The following is a 19,965-nucleotide window of genomic DNA, read 5'->3' as shown; positions in this document are numbered from 1 at the left end:
AGTCGCAAGTGCCGTCGATTCTCGATGCGGTCGTGGTGGGGGCGGGGCCCAACGGGCTGACGGCCGCCGTGGAACTGGCCCGGCGCGGCTTCTCGGTGGCCGTCTTCGAGGCCGGCGAGACGGTCGGCGGCGGGGCCCGCACCGAGGAGCTCACCCTCCCGGGCTTCCGGCACGACCCCTGCTCGGCGGTCCACCCGCTCGGCGCCGGTTCACCCGTCTTCGCGACGATGCCGCTGAAGCGGTACGGACTGGAGTGGCTGCACGCCCCGCTGCCCATGGCGCACCCCTTCGACGACGGCACGGCCGCCGTGCTGTCCCGCTCGGTCGCGGAAACGGCGGCGTCCTTCGGGCCGCGCGACGCGGGCACGTACCGGCGCCTCGTCGAGCCGTTCCTCGGTAAATGGGACACCCTCGCCCGGGACTTCATGTCCCTGCCGAGCACCGCGCTGCCCCGGGACCCCCTCACCCTCGCCCGGTTCGGGCTCACCGGGCTGCCGCCCTCCACCTGGCTGCTGCGCCGCTTCCACGACGACCGGGCGCGATCGCTGTTCGCCGGACTCGTCGCGCACGTCATCGCCCCGCTCGGCGGGATCGCCACCGGCGCCGTCGGCATGGTCTTCGCCCTCGCGGCGCACGCGAACGGCTGGCCGATGCCGCGCGGCGGCTCGCAGTCGATCTCCGACGCGCTCGCCGCGTACCTGCGCGACCTCGGCGGCACCATCCACACAGGCTTCGAGGTCAAGCGGCTCGACGACCTCCCGCCGGCCCGGGCGTACGTCTTCGACACCTCGCCGACCGCACTGGCCCGGATCGCCCGCCTGGGGCGCGCGTACGACGGCTACAAGTACGGCGCCTCCGTGTTCAAGATCGACTACGCGCTGGCCGGCCCCGTGCCGTGGACGGCGCAGGAGGCGCGCCGCGCCGGCACCGTCCAGATCGGCCCCGGCAGCCGGGACATCGACGCGGCCCTGCAGCTCGCCTCGGGCGGCCGGGCCCCCCGCAACCCGTTCCTCATCACCGCGCAGCCCAGCCTCGTCGACCCCGGCCGGGCCCCCGACGGCAAGCACGTGTTCTGGGCGTACGGACACGTCCCGGCGCGCTGGGACGGCGACCTCACCGAAGCCGTCGAACGCCAACTGGAGCGCTTCGCACCGGGTTTCCGCGACCTGGTCCTGGCCCGCGCCACCGCCGGCCCGCCGCAGATCGCCGCGCGCAACCCCAACTACGTCGGCGGCGACATCGCCTGCGGCTCCGCCGCGGGACTCCAGCTCCTGCTGCGGCCGAAGCCGTCCCTCACCCCGTACGCAACGGCCCACCCGGCCGTCTTCCTGTGCTCCTCCGCCACCCCTCCCGGGCCGGGCGTGCACGGGATGTCCGGCCACAACGCGGCCAAGGCGGTCTGGCGCCGGCTGCGCGCCGCCTCCTGAGCCACGAACGAGAAAGGCACGATCATGGTGCGCGTGACCCTGGTCCAGGGGGACATCACCACCGAGCAGGCGGACGCGATCGTCAACGCCGCGAACTCCTCCCTCCTCGGAGGCGGCGGGGTCGACGGCGCCATCCACCGCCGCGGCGGCCCGGAGATCCTCGCGGCCTGCGAGGACCTGCGCCGCTCGCACTACGGCAAGGGCCTGCCGACGGGCCAGGCGGTGGCCACCACGGCCGGCCGGCTCCCCGCCGCGCACGTCATCCACACGGTCGGCCCGGTCTGGTCGAAGGAGGAGGACCGCTCCGCGCTGCTCGCCTCCTGCTACCGCGAATCCCTGCGGGTCGCCGACGAACTGGGGGCGCGTACGGTCGCCTTCCCCGCCATCTCCACCGGCATCTTCGGCTGGCCGATGGACGACGGGGCGCGCATCGCCGTCGGAACGGTCTGCACGACGCGCACCCGGGTGGAGGAAGTGCGGTTCGTCCTCTTCGACGCGGCGGCGTACGCGGCCTTCGAGGCCGCCATGCGGTGATCCCGCCCGCCCGCCCGCCCGCCCGCCCGCCCCTCCCGCCCGTCCCCTCCGTCCGCCGGGTCTGTGTTCACGCTGTGGAGAAGGGGGGAGTGGTCATCCCGACGCGAAGGGTCCACGGCCCGGCCGTCGTAGCCTGAGGGCCTCACGGGGGAGGGGATCCACTGATGGAACGACTCGGCGCCGCCGATCCGTTACGCATCGGGCCCTACGCCCTGGCCGGACGGCTGGGGTCGGGCGGGATGGGCACGGTGTACCTGGGGCGGTCGGCGGGCGGCCGGACCGTCGCGGTGAAGGCCGTACGGCCGGAACTGGCCGGGGACACCGAGTTCCGGGAGCGGTTCCGGCGGGAGGTGGCGGCGGCCAGGCGGGTGTCGGGAGCGTTCACGGCCCCCGTGGTGGACGCCGACCCGGACGCCGAACTCCCCTGGATGGCCACGGCGTTCGTCGTCGGCCTCTCGCTGCACCGGGCGGTCGCCTCGCACGGCCCGCTGCCCGGGGCCGCGCTCCGGATGCTGACGGCCGGCCTCGCCGAAGCGCTGGTCTCGGTGCACGGCGCCGGGGTGATCCACCGGGACCTGAAGCCGCCCAACGTCCTGCTGGCCCTGGACGGCCCCCACGTCATCGACTTCGGCATCGCCCGCGCCGCCGAGGGCACCGTGCTCACCTCGACCGGATCCGTGATCGGCTCCGCGCCCTACATGTCCCCGGAGCAGGCGGAGGGCCGCCGCCTCACCCCGGCGAGCGACGTGTTCTCCCTCGGCTCCACGGTCGCGTTCGCGGCGGGCGGCGCGAGCCCCTTCGGCGACGGCCCCGGGGCGGCCGTCCTGTACCGGGTCGTCCACGCCGAGCCGGACCTGTCCGCCGTACCCGCGGGCCTGCGGCCGCTGATCGAGCGCTGCCTGGCCAAGGAGCCGGGCGAACGGCCCACCCCGGACGAGGTCGTCGCCCACGTCCGGCGGGCCGACCGGCCCGCGCACGGTGCGCAGGGCTGGCTGCCCGGGCCGGTGGCGGCCGAGGTCCTCGCACTGCGGGCGGCCCTCACGGCACTGCCCGCACCCGCGCCGACGCTGACGCTCACCGGCCCGACGGAAGTCCTCCCGGGCGGCTCCGGCCTCACCCGCGACCTGCCGGAGGACGGGCGCGGCCCGAGCCGGCGCAAGCTGCTCCTGGGCCTCGCGGGCGGCACCCTGCTCGCCGGGGCGGCCGCGGGCACGGTGTGGGCCCTGAACCGGGACGAACCCGAGCGGGCCGCGGGCTCCGGGACGCGACGCCCCTCCGGGAACGAGGTCGTCGAGGCGAAGCTGGGATGGCAGGTGCGCCTGCCCGCCGCGTGCCCCCAACTGCTCTCGGCGAACGGCACCGTCGCGTGCGTGTCGCTGCGCCAGATCCGGGGACTCGACGGCCAGGGCCATACCAAGTGGACGGTCAACGGCGACGACCACGGCCTCGTCTTCTCCGTCACCGGACCGAACCCGCCGAACGCCGCCGCGGTGGACGGCGGCCGCCTCCACGTGGGCGGTGCGATCGCGAGCGCGGCCGGGGCGGCCCCCAGGACCGCCGTCCTCGGCATCCGGATGGCCGACGGCAAGGACCCCTGGACCGCCGTCCTGAAGGAGGCGGAGGGCTCGGGGGTCTCCGACTTCTGCGGAGTGCGCGGGGGCCGCGCCTACATGATCTCCCAGACGCCCGGCAGTTCCCCCGCCGAGGGATACGGAGTGTGGGCACTGGACCTCGGATCCCGCGCCACCGCCTGGTACCGCGCGGTGGATCCCCGGCCCCTCCTGCAGGCCCTGCCGTACTCCGGGGACGGCGTCCTGTACGCGGGCATCGACCGGCTGGCCGCGCTCGACGCGAAGGGGACCGCCGCCTGGTCGAAGGGCGTCGGGACGGGCGCGCTCGCCGCCACCGCGCGGTACGCCGTCCTCATCGACACCAAGGGCGTGATGACCGCCCTGGACCCGGCGACGGGCAGGCAGGCGTGGCAGGTGCCGGGAGCCGAGCCGGGCGCGCCGACGGCCCAGGACGACGGCATCGCCACCGACGAGCAGGGCACCGTCGTCTACGCCCTGTGGGGTGACCAGGACCGCGGCCTCTCGCTGGCCGCCACGGAGGCCGCGAGCGGCCGGACCAGGTGGCGGACGCCGCTCCCGCCCGACGACCCCGGCTCGGCCCGGCTCGGCGCCCGGCTGCTGTACGCCGACGGCAACGTGTACCGGATCGGAGCGGACTGCGTGCTCTGGGCCTTCGACGCGTCGAACGGCAGGCCCCGCTGGAAGTTCAGCGGCTGGAAGGGTATCGACCCCTTCAGCCTGGTCTGGAGCGCCGGCGACGGCCGGCTCTGCCTCACGAATCCGAACACGACGACGGTCGCCGCCCTGCACGCGAACGGATCCTGATGACGAACCCGCCAGAGCCGACGCGCACGCCGGAGCCGTTGGAGCCGCTCGGCCCCTCGGATCCGCCCGGGGTCGGCCCGTACACCCTCCTCGGCAGGCTGGGCGCCGGGGGCATGGGCGCCGTGTACCTGGGGCGCTCGCCCGGCGGCCGGACCGTCGCGGTGAAAGTGGTACGGCCGGAACTGGCGGCCGACCCCGGCTTCCGGGCCAGGTTCCGCGCCGAGGTGACGGCCGCACGGGCCGTCTCCGGCGCCTTCACGGCCCCCGTCGTCGACGCGGACCCCGAGGACGCCGCGCCCTGGATGGCGACCGCGTACGTACCGGGCGTCCCGCTCGGCCGCGCCGTGGCCCTCGCGGGCCCGCTGCCGCAGTCCGCGTTACGGGCGCTCGCCGCCGGGATCGCCGAGGCCCTCGAGTCGATCCACGCGGCGGGCCTGACCCACCGGGACCTCAAACCGGGCAACGTGCTGCTCGCCCTGGACGGCCCGCACGTCATCGACTTCGGGATCGCGCGGGCCGCCGACGGCACCGTGCTCACGGCGGCCGGCACCGTCCTCGGGACCCCGGCCTACATGTCGCCCGAGCAGGCCACGGCCGGGCAGGTCGGCCCGGCGAGCGACGTGTTCTCGCTCGGGACGACCCTCGCCTTCGCCGCGCGCGGCGTGGGGCCGTTCGACGGCGGGCGGACCGTGGACGTCCTCAAGCGGGTGGTGCGCGAGCAGCCGGACCTGTCGGCGGTCCCGGAGGGCCTGCGGCCCCTGGTCGCCGCCTGCCTGTCGAAGGACCCCGCCGACCGGCCCACGCCGCGCGAGGTCGTCGCGTACGTCGAACGGGACGCGGCCCCGAGTCCCGCGGGAGCGTGGCTGCCGCCCGTCCTGACCGCGGCCGTCGAGGCGGCCGCCGCCGTCATGGCCCCCGAGGTGGCTCCGGCGCCATCCTCCCCGCCCCTTCCACCGGCTGCCCCGCCCGGCCCGCCGCCGGGCATGCCGCCGCACACGCCGTCCGGCCCGCAGGACGCCGAACCGCGCCGCCCGAGCCGCCGTGCCCTGGTGCTCGGCGTGGCCGGCGGAGCCGTGGCGCTGGCGGGCGGCGGTACGGGGCTCGGGCTGTGGCTCACCCGCGGACGCTCCTCCGGGCCCGGTGACGCGAAGAAGTCCGGGCACGCCCCGACCGACCCGGCGCGCCCGCTCGGCACCGACGTGACGGCGGCCCCGCTGTGGACGGCGCCGGTCACCGAGCCCCTCGCGCAGATCACCGGCGAGGGCGAGACGGTCCTCGCGCTCAGCGCCAAGAACGTCTGGGCCGTCGGCCGGACCGGCCTTCCCGTCTGGGGTCCGGTGGCCCTCACCTCCGAGGGGCCGCTCGCAGGTCTCGTGACCCTCGTCGCCACCGTTGCCGACGGTACGGCGTACACCGTGGTGACCGGCGGTGCGAGCGGACGGGAGTCGGTCCTGCGGGCCATCCGCCTCGACACCGGAGCCGACGCCTGGACCCTGTCCCTGAACCCCCAGCAGTCGTCGCTCGTGCCGGGCGAAACGGCGGTCAGCGTGTCGGTGCTGGGCATGCTCGGCGGGAAGGTCTACCTCACCGGCACGACGTCCTCCACCGTCGTGAACCCCTCCGCCGAACCGTCGAAACGCTACGAGTTCCGGAGCGGACCCACGATCTGGGCGGTGGACCCGGCCGAGCGGAAGGTCACCTGGAAGGTACGGCTCTCGGACCCGGACGTGAAGTACAGCCAGGGCAGGGCGTTCCTGCCGTCCTCCGGGACGCGGCTCATGTGGGTGACGGCCAACAACGACGGCAGCCCTGCCAAGATCGCGGGCATCGAGACGTCCGGTGAGGGGAAGGTCGCCTGGGAGCAGCCCTCTCCGGGCGCCGGCGCGACGACGATCGACCAGATGGTGCAGGACGCCCGGGGCCGGCTGAACGACGGTCCGCACTCCTCCGCCGGCGGCTACTTCCTCCACATGACCGACGGGCTGTACGCCATCGACCAGGCCAACGGCCAGATCGGCTGGCGGGCTCCCAAGACCCTCTTCGGGACCGTGGTGGCGAGCCCGGACGGGAAGACCGTCTACGCCGCGGGCATGGGCAGCCCCGTGGCCGTCGCCGGCATGCAGGCCATCGAGGGCCTCGCCACCATCGGCATCGTCGTCTACGCCTTCGACGCCGCCACCGGTGCCGTCCGCTGGGCGGGCAACATCGAGCACCGGATCTCCGGCACCCTCACCCTGCTGAGCGCGGACGACACCGTCTACCTCAACTCCGGCGGCCACCTGTGGGCCCTGAACGCCGAGGACGGCAAGGCCCGTTGGAAGTACGTGCTGAACCCCTCCCTGACGTACGGCTCGGTCCCCGTCTGGGCGGGCGCCGGCCGGGTGTACGGCGCGGGCACGAACGGCCTGGTGGCGCTGAGTGCGAAGTGAACGCCCAGCGCCACCAGGCGCCTTACCGCGTGCCGCTCGGCGGCACTGTCCCGTCGGGGGACCCTGGACCAGGGTGCCCGTGTGGTCGAGGGCCGGTGCGTTGCCCTCGCAGCCCGGCGGTCCGGTGACCTGGTTGGCCGGTCGGTCCCGCCGAAGGCGCCCGTACGCAGGTCGGTGGCGCCGCCGCCCCGCCGAAGGGCGGCCCGCTCGGGGCGGGTTGGGCTGTCCGGCCGGGGCCGGGCCGGGTCAGAGGCGGCGGGCGGAAGCGCCCGGGGTGGGGCGCGGGTAGGTCCGGGACTGCTTCACGCTGCCGTACGCGAAGCTCGACTCGATCGAGGCGATGCCGGGGATGGCGTGGATCCGGTCGCGCACCAGGGATTCGTACGCCTCCAGGTCCTCGATCACGACCCGGAGGAGGTAGTCGCTGCTGCCCGCCATCAGGTAGCAGTCCTGGATGTGCTCGATGACGTGGACGTGCTCCTCGAAGGTGCGGACCGCGTCCGCCGTGTGGCGTTCCAGGCGGATCCGGACGAAGACGGTGATCGGCAGCCCGAAGGCGACCTGGTCGACCATGGCCGTGTAGCCGCGGATCAGGCCCGCCTCCTCCAGCCGCCGGACCCGGCGCAGACAGGGCGAGGGGGAGAGGCGCACGCGGTCGGCGAGGTCCTGGTTGGACAGCCTTCCGTCGGCCTGCAATTCCCGGATGATCTGCAGATCGACTGCGTCCATGGCCACTCCTTGGCAGATTCTGCCCCAAACGTATGTCCGGGAGGCAGAACTGGCAATCGACTGCCCCGGCCCAGGCCCTAGCGTTGCGGGTGTACGGAATCCCGTACGCGTACGAGCCCGAAGCTGGAGCCGCCACCCTTGGTTGCCATCGACACCACGGCCGCCGCCGCACACCCCGCGGCGGCCGGCCGTCTCCGGCTCTCCCCGCAGGCCGCGGGCATGGCGGCCCTGCTGGTGACCGTGGCGATCTGGGCCGCCTTCGCGCTCAGCGCCCGCGCACTGAGCGCCTCCTCCCTGCTGCCGGCCGACGCCGCCCTGCTGCGCTTCGGCGTCCCGCCGGCCGTGCTGGCCCCCGCCCTTTGGCGGCGCAGGCACCGCATCGCGGCCGTCCGGCCGGGCCCCGCGATCAAGATCGTGTGCGGCGCCGGGGTGCCCTTCTTCCTCGCGGCGATGCACGGCGGCGCCCTGACCTCCGCCGCGTTCGTCGGCTCGATCGTCCCGGGCGTGGTCCCGCTGTTCGTCTCCGCGCTGATGATCGCCCGCGGACACACCGTGCCCCGCGGCACGCAGGCGGCCGGGCTCGCGCTGATCGCGGCCGGCGTGGCCGCCCTCGTCTGGCGCTACGTGGTCCCCGTGGACACCGACGTGCTGGCGGGCTCCGGCATCCTGCTGGTGGCCAGCGGGCTCTGGGCGCTGTACACGGTCGGTCTCAAGGAGGTCGGCCTCGATCCCGTCGGGTCGATCGGCCTGCTGTGCCTGCCCTCCTTCGCGATCATCGGGCTCCTCGTCCTGACCGGCGTGCTGCCGACGGGCCTCGCGCACGCGGCCGGCTCCGACATCGCGATGTTCCTGGTGGTGCAGGGCCTCGGGGTCGGCCTGTGCGCCGGCCTGCTGTACGCCTTCGCCATCCGCCGGCTGGGCGCCGAGCGCAGCTCCGTCGTCGGCAGTCTCAGCCCGGTCGCCGTGGTCCTGCTCGCCATCCCCGTACTCGGGGAGTCGCCGACCCCCGCCGTGCTCGTCGGCGTCCCCCTCATCACCGCCGGCGTCGTCCTCGCCAACCGCCGCCCACGACACAAGGTTCCCGCAGATGCTTGAGCTCCTCCCGCCTCCTCCCGCCGACCCGCTGTGGGTCCTCACCGACGAGTTCGGCGCCGACGAGCGCCCCGAGCGGCTCAACCTCGTCCTCGGCGTCTACCGCGACGAGTCGGGCCGCACCCCCGTCATGGCCGCCGTACGGGAAGCGGAGATCCGGCTGGCGGAGCGCTCCGCCTCCAAGGAGTACCGGGGCCTGTCCGGCAACACCGCCTTCAACCGGGCCCTGCTGGCGATGGTCCTCGGCGCCGGGGGCCCGTCGGAGCGGGCCGCGGCCGTCCAGACCGTCGCCGGTTCCGGTGCGCTGCGCCTGCTGGCCGACCTGATCTGCCGGACCCGCCCGGGCACCACGGTGTGGATCAGCGACCCCGCCTACGTCAACCACCGGCCCATCCTGGAGGCCGCCGGGCTGAAGGTGCGTACGTTCGGCTGGCGCGACGCCACGGGTGCCTTCGACACGGAGGGCGTGCTGCGGGAGCTCGGCGGCGCCGGGCGCGACGACGTCGTCCTGCTCCAGGGCTCCTGCCACAACCCCACCGGCGTCGACCCGCAGGTGGACGACTGGGAGGCGCTGGCCGAGTCGGCCGTCAGCCGCGGCTGGGTGCCCTTCGTCGACCTCGCCTACCACGGCCTCGGCGACGGGCTGGAGGCCGACCTGCTGCCCACCCGGATGCTGGCGTCGCGCGTGCCCGAGATGCTCGTGGCCGTCAGCTGCTCGAAGAACTTCGGCCTCTACAGCGACCGCGTCGGCTGCGCCATCGTGCTCGGCGCCTCGGCCGCCGCCGCCCGGCACGCCGAGACGGCCCTGCAGAACGCCGCCCGCACGCAGTACTCGATGCCGCCCGAGCACGGCGCCGCCGTGGTGACGGCGATCCTGGAGGACACCGGGCTGCGGGACCTCTGGCGCGCCGAACTGGACGTCATGCGGGCCCGGATCACGGCCAACCGGGCCGTGCTGACCGGGCACCTCAGCGCGCTGGGCCGGGGGGTGGAGGCCGGTGTGCTGGCACGGCAGAAGGGCATGTTCTCGATGCTGCCGCTCACACCGGCGCAGATGCTGGTGCTGCGCAGGGAGTTCGCGATCTACGGAACCACCTCGGGGCGCGTCAACATCGCGGGCCTTCCGGGGGACCGGATCCCACGGCTGGCGCACGGCATCGCGGCGGTCATGGCCTGAAGCCCCGTGTGCCGGATCGCGGCGTCGGCCGCCCCGCCGCCCGGGGCGGCGGGCCGTGCCGGGGGGCCGGTCGTCGCCGGGGCCCCGGACAAGGGCAGTCCCCGGCAGTCCGGTCGATTCCACGAGCCATCCGCCGTCGCAGGTGGCTCCCATGGTCGAACGCGGTCCGCCGGGGGCCTGGCCAGAGCCTGGACAAGGGTCACGCGGGCCTCTGAACGTCTCCAGAGGGCGGCTGCGGCTCTTTCCGGTGATCCGGTGTAAAGATGAGTTTCCTCCCTATTTGTCCAGAGTCAAGGGGTTCCCGGACGTAAGCTGAAAGAGATCTGCGTCGTGCTCGGAAACGAGCCCGAACGAAGGTGCTGCCATGACCGCATGGTCGATCTCGCACGGACCCGGAGCGACGGCCTGGGCACCCGACACGGTCACGTCCGATCCGTACAACGCGCAGACACCCACGGCCGCCCTCCTCGAGCCCGTCACGCCCGCAGGGGCCTTCTTCGTACGCGACCACTTCGGCATCCCGCAGACCACGCCCCAGCTGTGGCGCATGCGCCTCGGCGGCGCGGTCGCCACGCCCTTCGAGATCGGCTACGAGGAGCTGCTCGGGCTGGAGCGCCGGGAACTCGACGCCGTCCTGGAGTGCGCGGGCAACGGCCGCGCACTGATGACTCCCCGTCCGCCGGGCCTGCCCTGGAGCCTGGGAGCCGTGGGCTGCGCCCACTTCGCGGGCGTCCCCTTCCGCGCCCTCGCCGCCCGCGCCGGGATCCGGCCGGCCACCGTGGAGATCGTCTTCACCGGCGCCGACTCCGGCACCGTGCACGGCCTGCCCACGCCCTTCGAGCGCAGCCTGCCCCTCCCCGCCGCCCTCCACCCGGACACCCTCCTCGTCACCCACATGAACGGCGAACCGCTCGCGCCCGAGCACGGCGCGCCGGTCCGCCTGGTGGTCCCCGGCCGGTACGCGGTCGCCGACGTGAAGTGGCTGGTGGGGGCCCGGGCCGTGACGGAGCCGTTCGCCGGGGTCTTCCAGGCCGAGGAGTACGTCTACACCGCCTCGCGCGGCACCCCCGAAGGCCCCGTCACCACGGTCAGGGTCAAGTCGCTCATCACCGAACCCGATCCGGACACCGCCGTGCGCCGCGGCCACGAGATCCTCGTACGCGGCCGGGCCTGGTCCGGCGACGGCGTGTCCGTACGCCGCGTCGAGGTCAGGGCCGCGTACGAGGGCGACGACGCCCGCGGCGGACAGGGCGACCTCGGCCGGCTCGGCGACCGGGACTGGAACGACGCCGTCCTGGAACCGCCGCCCGGACCCTACGCCTGGACCGGCTGGTCCTACCGGTGGACACCCCGGCGCCCCGGCCCGTACCGGCTGCTGGCCCGCGCGACCGACGAGCACGGCGACACCCAGCCGCCGCGGGCGCCGTGGAACGCCCGGGGTTACGGCTGCAACCCGGTGTCCTGGGTCGAAGTGGTCGTCGTCTGAGGCGTCCGCAGCACCCCCGGGCGCCCGGAGGGGGCACCCGGGGACCGGATCAGGGGCCGCGCACGCCGGTCCCCGTGGCGGTGAGGGATATGAGCGAGATCGAGGTCATGACCACCGCGTCGCTCGGCGACACCAGCTACCTCCTCGTCAGCGGTGACGAGGCCGCCCTGGTCGACCCGCAGCGCGACAGCTGGGGACTGCTGGAGTCCTGTACGTCCAGGGGGGTGCGGATCCGGTACGTGCTCGAGACGCACGTGCACAACGACTACGTCTCCGGCGCCCTGGAGGTCCGCGCGGCGACCGGCGCCACGGTGGCCGGCCCGGCCCGCGCACCGTACGCCTTCGAGCACCTGGCGCTGGCCGAGGACGACGAGATCTCCGTCGGCGACGCGACCGTGCGGGCCATGGAGACCCCCGGCCACACCGCCGAGCACACCTCGTACCTCGTCTTCGACGACACGGACCTGCCGCCCACCGCCGTCTTCACCGGAGGCAGCCTCCTCGTCGGCAACGCGGGCCGCACCGACCTCGCCGGTCCCGGCCGCACGGAGGAACTCGCGCGGGCCCAGTTCCGCACCCTCGGCCGCCTCGCGCTGCTGCCCGACGACACCCGGGTGCTCCCGACGCACGGCGCGGGCAGCTCCTGCGCGGCCGGGCCGGTGGCGCGGGAGCGGACCAGCACCGTCGGCGCGGAACGGCGCACCAACCCCGTACTGGCCACCCGGGACGAGGAGGAGTTCGTCCGGGGGCGGCTCACGGGCCTGCCGCCGTACCCCGCCTACTACCGCCACATGGCGCCGATCAACCGCCGGGGGCCCCACGTGCTGGGCGGCCCGCCCGAGCCCCGCCCGCTCACCCCGGCCGTGGTGGAGGGGCTGGCCGGCGGCGGCGCGCAGATCGTCGACGGGCGCGGGCGCGCCGAGTTCGCGGCCGCCCACCTGCCCGACTCGCTCTGCGACGAGCTGGACGAGCGCTTCGCCGGCCTGGTCGGCGAGATCGTGCCCTTCGGCACCCGCCTCGTCCTGGTCCTGCCGGAGCCGGAGGAGGACGCGGCCCGCGAGGCGATGACGCAGCTCCTGCGGATCGGCTACGAGGACGTCGCCGGCCACCTGGCGGGAGGCATCGGTGCCTGGGAGGCAGCCGGCCGCCCGCTGCGCTCCTTCCGCACCGCGGACGCCTCCGAACTGGCCGGCCGCCTCCACGGGCGGTACCTGCTCGACGTCCGCCCCGAGCGCCACGAGGGCGGGACCCCCGGCACGCTCTGCATACCGCTCGCCGAACTGCCCCACAGGCTCGGCGAGCTGCCCCGGGACCGGGAGGTCCACGTGGTGTGCGGCACCGGCCGGCGCGCGACGATCGCGGCCGGGCTGCTCGACCGCGCCGGGATCCCCGTGACCGCGGTGATCCACGGCGGCGTACAGGACCTGATGCCGCACGCGTGACGAACGGAACGCACACGAGAGGAACGCACACGAGAGGAGCGGACCATGAGCGGCAACGGATACGCCCATCCGGAAACCCTGGTGGACACCGAGTGGCTGGGCGCGCACCTGGACGACCGGACGGTACGCGTCATCGACGTGGACGAGGACACCACCGCCTACGAACAGGGCCACATACCCGGCGCCGTGGGCTGGAACTGGACCACCGACCTGCACACCGCCGTGGGCCGGGACTACCTGGACCGCGAGGCCCTGGGGAAGCTCCTCGCCGACGCCGGGGTCGGCTACGACACCACCGTGGTCCTCTACGGCGGCAACAACAACTGGTTCGCCGCGTACGCCTACTGGATCATGCGGCTGCGCGGCTTCAACCGGGTCAAGCTGCTCGACGGCGGCCGCAAGAAGTGGGAGCTGGAGGGCCGGGAGACGACCCGGGACGCCCCCACCTACGAGCGCACCGACTTCACGGTGACGGGTCAGGAGAACCCGCAGTTCAGAGCGATGCGCACCGAGGTGCTGGAGTGCGTCGGCCGCGGGGTCCACATGGTCGACGTCCGCTCGCCGGAGGAGTACCGGGGCGAGAAGCTGGCGCCCCCGCACCTGCCGCAGGAACAGGCGCAGGTCCCCGGACACATCCCCGGGGCCGCCAACGTCCCCTGGGCGCAGGCGGCCAACGACGACGGCACCTTCAAGTCCGCCGACGAGCTGCGGATGCTGTACCTCGGCAAGGGCATCACCCCGGACCGGGAGGTCATCGCCTACTGCCGGATCGGCGAGCGCTCCTCGCACACCTGGTTCGCCCTCCACGAACTGCTCGGCTACCCCGACGTCAAGAACTACGACGGCTCCTGGACCGAGTACGGCTCGCTGGTACAGGCCCCCGTGGCCCTCGGCTGAACCCCGGCCGGCCCGTCACACCCAGTTGACCTCGGCCCGCTCCAGCAGCGGATCGTCCGTCAGCTCGAACAGCGGCACGGCGTAGTTGGCGGAGCCGAACCTGCCGCCGAAGTGCAGGCCGAGCACCCGGTGGTCGGCGAGGTCGAAGACCGGGGAGCCGCTGTTGCCGCCCAGCGTGGAACAGTCGTGGGTCATCGTGAACCCGGCCCCGTCCGCATCGGGCAGGAGCGCGGTCGCCGTGCCGGGCTGGAGCCGCTTCACGTTGTAGACGTCCATGAAGATGCGGCTCATGGCGGCCGGTTCGTTGCGCCGGCCGTCCGCCGCCGGGTAGCCGACCACGTACACGGGCCGCCCGGCCAGGTCCGGCGGCGCGTCGGCGGCCAGCGCGAGCGGGGAGGGCAGCGCGTCCCCGCCGCTGCTCGCCGGGGAGACCCGCAGCAGGGCCATGTCGACGTCCCGGTGGATGCCGAGCACCTCGGTGACGTCGAACTCGAACGAGCCGTCGGCGGCGGGCGCGCCCAGTTCCTCCGCCGTGTCGATCCGTGCACCCATGCCCTGCCGGAAGGCGAAACCGCCCCGGCCGTCCGCGTGCGCGAACTCGGCGGCGACGTGCCGGTTGGTCATCACGGCGAACGGCGAGACCAGGAAGCCGGTGCCCAGCCAGTCCAGTCCGGCGTGACCGGAGACCTCCACCCGGCCGACGCGCGCGATCGACCGGCGGATGCCTGCCCGCTGCCCGTCCAGCAGCGCCCAGTCGCCCTGCTGGGGGGCGAAGTCCTGGCCCTGGACGAGGATCGCGGGCCTGCCTTCGAGGAGGACGATCGCCTCGACGCCGAAGTACTCGTCCTCGTCGACGTCCCCGGAGCGGCCGACGGCCAGCTTCTCCAGCCCGCGCACCCCCGCCGCGAGCACCTTCGCCCGCTCCTCCCGGGCCGCCCGGCCGATGTGCGCGGCCGAGGCCTCCCGCGCGGGCAACTCCTCCTCGGACTCCGGGACCTCCGCCTCCAGCAGCCCGCGCACGCGCTCCGCGACTGCCCGCAGGTCCTCCGTGAACACCTGCTCGGGCCCGGTCGCCACCGGTGATCCACCGCGCATCTCACACCTCCTGAGGCCGTGCCAGCGCCGACTGGGCCGCCGCTATCTCGGCGTGCACCTCCGGGAAGTGCTCCCGCAAGTGGCCCATGATCGCGCTCAGTTGCGTGCCGACGTTCACGAACGCCGTGGTCTTGCCCTGGAAGCTGACGTCCGAGACGCGCCGGGTCCCGCGGTGCAGGGCCACCACCGTCCAGTCGTCGGTCAGCACGGGCGAGCCGGAGGAGCCGCCGCGGGTGTCGGTGAAGTAGCGCACGTCCCGCTCGTCCGTCTCGAACACCAGGTTGTTGCGCAGCGCGATCCGCTTCGGCTCCCCGCCCGGGTGCTGGATGATGTTGACGGCCACCGGCGTGTCCGCCGACACCGCCAGCGGCTCGGTGGCCACGCGCAGGCAGGGCCGGGGCGGGGTCCCGGTCAGCCGCAGCACCGCGTAGTCGAGCCCCTCGTCCCAGGCCACGAGTCCGCTCGCCCGCGCCTCCTCGCCGTCCGTGTCGTCCTCGCCGACGTAGTCGAAGCGGGACCGGGAGCCCTGCGCCTGGAGCTGGAGGTCCGCCGGACCGGCCACCCGGCGCTCCTCGGCGGTGCGCTTGCGGGCGTTGACCACATGGTGGTTGGTCACGAGCAGCCCGGGGGCGATGAGCCAGCCCGTGCCGTTGTGCGGCAGCGCCACCGGCCGGAGCAGCGCCCCGCCCTCGTACGGCAGGACCTTGACGCGCGCCACCGAGGCACCGGCCAGCGCGCCGCCGCCGAGGAAGCCGAACGGCACGGTGTCGTCCCGGAAGACGATCTCCTCCTTGGTCTCGCCGGTCGGGACGTCGGGAGCCACGTCGGGCTCGCCGGCCGCGTCGCGCACCACCCGGTCCAGGGCCCCCAGTACGACGTCCCGCGCGGCGGCGTCGGTCAGCTGGTCGGCGGCGTTGCGCAGCCACACGGCCAGCGGCACCGTTCCGTCGATCAGCCGCTCCACCCGGTTCATCTCGTTCAGGTCCGACTGGACCTGCGGGCCGGGCGCCGCGAGCAGCGGCAGGGAGCCCCGGTACTTCGGCAGGATGCCCTCGAAGAGCAGCCGCCGGAGCGCCGGGTCCGTCAGCCCCTGCTCCACCGCGGTGTCGCGCAGCCGCACGATGTCGTCCGGCGTGAGGTACGGGTCGCTCATGGTCCGTCAGGCCGCTCTGTGGCCGTTCCCTTCGTGCGGGGTCCGCTCCGCGGGTGCGGGTGCGGGTGCGGATTCGGGTGCGGGTGCGTGCGCCGCGGGCACGGCGGTGCCGGGGGTGCCCGAGCCCATCGCCGCGGCCACGCCGGACGCGAGGGTGCCGCTGCGGTCGTCGAGGTCCAGCAGTTGCCGTGCGAGCGGGTCGAGCGTGCCGCGCCGGCGGGCCTCGCGCAGGATGCCGGCCATCCCGGCGTGCGTGCCGCTGCTCGCCCGCGCCCGCGGCCCGTCCGGCGGGGCCACGGCCTCCTCCAGCAGGTCAAGCAGGGCGCCGCGCAGCTCCGGCCGGCGGGCCACGGCCCGGCCGATCGCCTCCGCCAGGGTGTCCAGTACGCCCTCCTCCGTATCCGGCAGGCCCACCACGTCCAGCGTGCGCTCCAGGACCCGCGGGTGCTCCCGGGAGACCTCCGCGGCAGCCGCCCGCACCAGCGCGGGCTGCCGCGCCAGCTCGGCGTCCGTCAGCCGCCGCAGCCGCTCCGCGAGCCTGCCACCGGCCTCCGTGTCACGGTCCTCGGAGCCACCCCCCAGCCGGGCGCGGGCCAGCAGCGCGCCCAGCGCCTCGAAGTCCCGGCCGAGGTCCGTGGCGATCTCCTCGGCCTCGACCAGGTCGGCGCCGGCCGCGGCGAGGTCGCCGTCCTCCTGCGCGAGCCGCGCCGACAGCAGGAGCAGCTCCAACTGGAGTTCGGGGAAGCCCGCCCGGTCGGCGCCCTCCACCGCCGCGTCGGCGGCGGCCCGGGCCTCGGCGCGGCGGCCCAGCCGGTCCAGGGTCTCCACCCACAGGGGGTGCAGCGGGCTCCCCGGGGTCCACGGCCGGCGTTCCGCGAGCCGGGCGGCCGCCGCCCCCGCGTACTCCTGCGACAGCAGGTCCTCCACCTCGCGGGCGGTGATCCGCTCCCAGTCCTCCTGGTCGGCCTCCGCGATCACCGCGTCCGGGGTGTGGCCGCCCAGGTGCCCGGTCAGGTACGCGGCGGAACGCGCGGTCATGTCCTGGTCCGCCCCGTCGAGGAACCGCTCCACTCCGGGCAGCCAGCGCTGCTCCACCGTGCGCGGGCTCTCGTTGAGCCGCAGCCGGTGGTAGATCTCCTCGGCCCGCGCCTGCGGCCCCTCGCGGACCGCGTAGTACGCGACCGCCCGCGTCCCGACCGCCCGCATCAGGTCGGTCCGGGCCCGGTCGGCCAGCCGCAGCATGATCGCCCGCAGGTCGGCGCGGTGGCGCAGCGCGCCCGGACCGGTGTCCTCCACGAGGTCCAGCCGGGCGAGCAGCCCGAACAGCCGCTCGGCCTCCCCGTCCGGAAGCTCCCCCAGCCCGCACGGCCCGGCGAGGACCTCGCGGATCAGCCCGGGAGTGATGGTCCGCAGGGCCAGGCCGCCCTGGGCGAGCGCCCGGACCCGCCCGTCGCCGATCCTGCGCAGGATCCGCTCGTACAGGGTCCCCTGGATCAGCAGCCGGTCGACCTTGCGGAAGAAGCGCCGGCGCCTGGCCGGCAGGCTCCCGATCAGCTCGCCCAGCGCCTCCGGCTCCGCCTCCCCGCCCTCCTGCACCGCCGCCCGCGCGGCCAGCTTCAGGCTCAGGGGATGCCCGCCCACCCGCGCGGCGAGCTCCTCCGCGAGCCGCCCGTCGGTGACCCCGCAGGACACCAGCAGGGCCACCGAGGCCGCCGGATCGAGGTCGCCGAGCTCCATCGTCCGCGGCTGCACCGGGCGGGCCGGGTGCGGCGCCGGGAGCCGGCCGGAGACGATGGTCCGCAGCCTCGGGTGGACCTCCCGGAGCGCGGAGTGCACGGCCCACATCCGGCCGAGTTCGGGGGAGCCGGGTACTGGGCCTCCTCGAAGGAGTCGATGACCAGCACCAGCGGCGGCTCCGGCTGCCCCGGCGGGCTCTCCACGGCCCGTACGACGAGGAGCGCGAGGCGCCGCGCCAGATCCGCCTCGCGCGCGGAGGCCAGCGCGTGCACCCCCGAGGAGGACAGCCGTCCCAGGGTGGCCCGCGTGGTGGAGAGCCCGTACAGCTCGTCGACCGCGCCCTGTTCGGCGCGGTGGGTGCCGGCGGTCTCCTCGCACTCCCGGGCCAGCGCGTTGAACTCCTCCTGGTGGCGGGGGTACTGGATGCCGAGCTGGCGGGCCATCTCCGCGACCAGGGTGGCCGGTTCGTGGACCGAGAGGGTGGGCCGCTCGAAGTCGGCGTAGGCGAAGGGGAAGCGGGCCGGGGAATCGCGCAGGCTGTCCAGGAGCAGCTTCGCCAGCAGGGTGCTCTTGCCGATCCCGCCGAGCCCGTGGACCAGCACCGGGACCTCCGGGGCGCCGGGGGCGGAGTCGACGTAGGCGCGCAGCTCGGCGAGCTCCCCGGCCCGCCCCTGGAAGGAGTCCCGTACGAGCCGCTCCAGCGGCTGCAGCAGCCGCGCCCGCTCCAGCAGCCGCTGGACCACGGCCGGTTCGGGGACGCCGGTGACGCCCGGGATCCGGGTGAGCCACAGCACCGCCCGCAGCACGTGCGGCAGTTCGTCCGCTCCCTGCCCGGAAAGGTCCGGGGGAGCGCCCCCGAGGTAGGCCAGCGCGGTGCGCTCCGGGCACGGGCCGGGCGGGATCTGCTCGGCGTTGGCCAGCAGCGCGAGGTGCGCGGCCTGCGGACCGGCCAGCCCGCTCAGCGCGGCGTCGCGGACCTCCGGATCGAGCGTCCAGGCGAGGGTGTCGCGAGTGCCCGCAGCCCGGCAGTCCTGCACCAGTTCCAGGACGGCCTGCCCGGAGGGCCGCTCCTCGCCGGGCAGCCGCAGCCGCGCGGGGTCGAACCGGCCGAGCAGGCAGGCGGCCTCCCGGTACGCCCGGCGCGGGCCCGTCACCGGAGCGGGCCCGGGAGCGGCGGCCGCGTCCGAGAGCCGCTCGCGCAGCAGCGCCGCGAAGTCCTCGCCGGGGGCGAGGGAGCGGTAGAGGCGGACCGTGTCCTCGGCCGCGGTGCAGACCTTGCGCATGTAGCTGTCCGGGCCGGGTGCCGCGCCGGCCCGCAGGACGGCGGGGACGGCCGCCTCCACCAGGGCCGCGGTCCCCGGCCCGTCCGGGGGCGGGCGCCCGGCGGGCGGCGGGGCCTGTGCGAAGAACTCGCCGAAGAACTGCCGCAGGTCCTCCGCCCCGGCGACCCGGGCCGTGTTGCGCACCTCGTTCTTGCGGATCTCGTACGGGAGCTGGCGCATCGTGGAGGAATAGCCGAGCAGGACGAGCCGGGGCGCGCTGTGCGGGCCGACCGGGGTGTGCTCGTAGATCGTCAGGGCGAGTTTGCCGATGCAGTCCCAGACGTCGGAGTTGACGTCGAGCTTGTCGCACTCGTCCAGGACCAGCCAGAACCGCTCCTCGGCGGAGGTGGCCTGGCTGACGATGCGGTGCACGGCCGCTTCGATCGAGGGCAGTGGATCGTTCAACCGTGTCGGATTCAACGGTGAGATGCCGTCCTGCGCGTCCGCGACGAACTCGGCGAGCCGCTGGACCACCTGCTCCGCCGTCGAGGTCCGGCTCAGGGTCACCCTGGCCGGACGGAACCCGCAGTGCGCGCCCAGGTGCCGGATCAGGGCGTAGGAGTACGAACGCCCGCTGTCCGGGTCGCCGTCGACCACCAGGACCGTCTTCTCGGGGTCCTCCGCGAACTCCCGCAGGCCCGCGCGCAGATCGGCCCGGTCGATGAACACCTCGGCCCCGCCCCGCAGCACGCTCGTCAGATAGTGGTCGCGGGGCGGTTCGTGCAGCTCGGCGGCGTCCTCCAGCTGCCGTTCGAGCCGCAGGACCACCTCTCCGGCGGGCAGCGAGGTCAGCGAGTCGAGCCGGCCCAGGGCGTCGAGCAGCAGCCGCTGCGTCCCCACGCCGTCGTTGCGCACGGCCCTGACCAGGGCCACGGCGTGTTCGCTGCTCGATCCGCCGAAGCGGATGCCGCCCACGAACTCCCGGGAGAAGCCGAACTGGAGGAGACGGGGGCGCGGTTCACCTTCGAGGAACAGGTAGTCCCGCACCCATTCGGTGACGAGGTCCCATTCGGTATCGGTGAGCGACATAGCGCACCTGCACAGCCGCG

At 74.8% G+C, this 19,965-nt stretch carries 14 protein-coding genes; 9 read left to right on the top strand and 5 right to left on the bottom strand.

All coding sequences use genetic code 11. From position 1 onward, the window contains the following. Positions 1 to 8 precede the first annotated feature (8 nt). From ACIGFK_RS23575 to ACIGFK_RS23560, 4 genes are all read left to right on the top strand, one after another. A complete protein-coding gene (locus tag ACIGFK_RS23575) occupies positions 9 to 1,427 on the top strand; it encodes a phytoene desaturase family protein (protein WP_376656807.1) in 1,419 nt (472 codons plus the stop codon). Positions 1,428 to 1,451: 24 nt separating this feature from the next. Further along, positions 1,452 to 1,961 (top strand): O-acetyl-ADP-ribose deacetylase, encoded by a 510-nt coding sequence (locus ACIGFK_RS23570; RefSeq protein ID WP_376656808.1) that lies wholly within the window; start codon positions 1,452 to 1,454, stop codon positions 1,959 to 1,961. Positions 1,962 to 2,125: 164 nt separating this feature from the next. Next, on the top strand, positions 2,126 to 4,357 hold the full coding sequence (locus tag ACIGFK_RS23565; protein ID WP_386464164.1) for a PQQ-binding-like beta-propeller repeat protein: 2,232 nt from the start codon (positions 2,126 to 2,128) through the stop codon (positions 4,355 to 4,357). After that, on the top strand, positions 4,357 to 6,786 hold the full coding sequence (locus ACIGFK_RS23560; RefSeq protein ID WP_400053438.1) for a protein kinase: 2,430 nt from the start codon (positions 4,357 to 4,359) through the stop codon (positions 6,784 to 6,786). The genes ACIGFK_RS23565 and ACIGFK_RS23560 overlap by 1 nt, the downstream gene beginning before the upstream one ends. A gap of 246 nt (positions 6,787 to 7,032) precedes the next feature. Here ACIGFK_RS23560 and ACIGFK_RS23555 read toward each other — a convergent pair whose 3' ends face one another. Next, complete coding sequence (locus ACIGFK_RS23555; RefSeq protein WP_376656811.1) at positions 7,033 to 7,515, bottom strand: Lrp/AsnC family transcriptional regulator; 483 nt, start codon at positions 7,513 to 7,515, stop codon at positions 7,033 to 7,035. Between the two features lie 138 nt (positions 7,516 to 7,653). Here ACIGFK_RS23555 and ACIGFK_RS23550 point away from each other — a divergent pair, with 138 nt between their 5' ends. The 5 genes from ACIGFK_RS23550 (at position 7,654) to ACIGFK_RS23530 (ending at position 13,609) form a co-directional block, all read left to right on the top strand. Further along, positions 7,654 to 8,610, top strand: a complete 957-nt coding sequence (locus tag ACIGFK_RS23550) for a DMT family transporter (protein ID WP_376656812.1) — start codon at positions 7,654 to 7,656, stop codon at positions 8,608 to 8,610. After that, positions 8,603 to 9,784 (top strand): aromatic amino acid transaminase, encoded by a 1,182-nt coding sequence (locus ACIGFK_RS23545; protein ID WP_376656813.1) that lies wholly within the window; start codon positions 8,603 to 8,605, stop codon positions 9,782 to 9,784. Before ACIGFK_RS23550 ends, ACIGFK_RS23545 begins: the two co-directional genes overlap by 8 nt. 364 nt (positions 9,785 to 10,148) lie before the next feature. Continuing rightward, positions 10,149 to 11,270 carry a sulfite oxidase gene (locus tag ACIGFK_RS23540; RefSeq protein WP_376656814.1) on the top strand — a complete coding sequence of 374 codons (1,122 nt, stop codon included), beginning with the start codon at positions 10,149 to 10,151 and terminating at the stop codon, positions 11,268 to 11,270. A gap of 89 nt (positions 11,271 to 11,359) precedes the next feature. After that, complete coding sequence (locus ACIGFK_RS23535) at positions 11,360 to 12,712, top strand: rhodanese-like domain-containing protein (protein ID WP_386464173.1); 1,353 nt, start codon at positions 11,360 to 11,362, stop codon at positions 12,710 to 12,712. A 45-nt stretch (positions 12,713 to 12,757) separates the two neighbouring features. Further along, the gene (locus ACIGFK_RS23530; RefSeq protein WP_386464176.1) at positions 12,758 to 13,609 is read left to right on the top strand and encodes a sulfurtransferase; all 852 of its coding nucleotides are present in this window, start codon (positions 12,758 to 12,760) and stop codon (positions 13,607 to 13,609) included. A gap of 15 nt (positions 13,610 to 13,624) precedes the next feature. Here the strand turns inward: ACIGFK_RS23530 and ACIGFK_RS23525 are convergent, their stop codons facing one another. From ACIGFK_RS23525 to ACIGFK_RS23510, 4 genes are read right to left on the bottom strand one after another with little or no spacing between them, the layout of a single operon-like run. Then, complete coding sequence (locus tag ACIGFK_RS23525; RefSeq protein WP_386464179.1) at positions 13,625 to 14,704, bottom strand: trypsin-like serine peptidase; 1,080 nt, start codon at positions 14,702 to 14,704, stop codon at positions 13,625 to 13,627. A 1-nt stretch (position 14,705) separates the two neighbouring features. After that, positions 14,706 to 15,857, bottom strand: coding sequence for a trypsin-like peptidase domain-containing protein (locus ACIGFK_RS23520; protein WP_376656818.1), 1,152 nt, complete (start codon positions 15,855 to 15,857; stop codon positions 14,706 to 14,708). Positions 15,858 to 15,863: 6 nt separating this feature from the next. After that, entirely contained in the window at positions 15,864 to 17,594 is a 1,731-nt protein-coding gene (locus ACIGFK_RS23515; protein ID WP_400053436.1) for a hypothetical protein, read from the bottom strand. After that, on the bottom strand, positions 17,480 to 19,945 hold the full coding sequence (locus tag ACIGFK_RS23510; protein WP_400053434.1) for an AAA family ATPase: 2,466 nt from the start codon (positions 19,943 to 19,945) through the stop codon (positions 17,480 to 17,482). Before ACIGFK_RS23510 ends, ACIGFK_RS23515 begins: the two co-directional genes overlap by 115 nt. Between the last annotated feature and the right edge of the window lie 20 nt (positions 19,946 to 19,965).

Source organism: Streptomyces sp. NPDC085524 (assembly GCF_044541755.1).
Taxonomy (GTDB): Bacteria; Actinomycetota; Actinomycetes; order Streptomycetales; family Streptomycetaceae; genus Streptomyces.
Note: the sequence above shows the minus strand (reverse complement) of the source record. Positions and strands in the feature narration are given on the sequence as shown.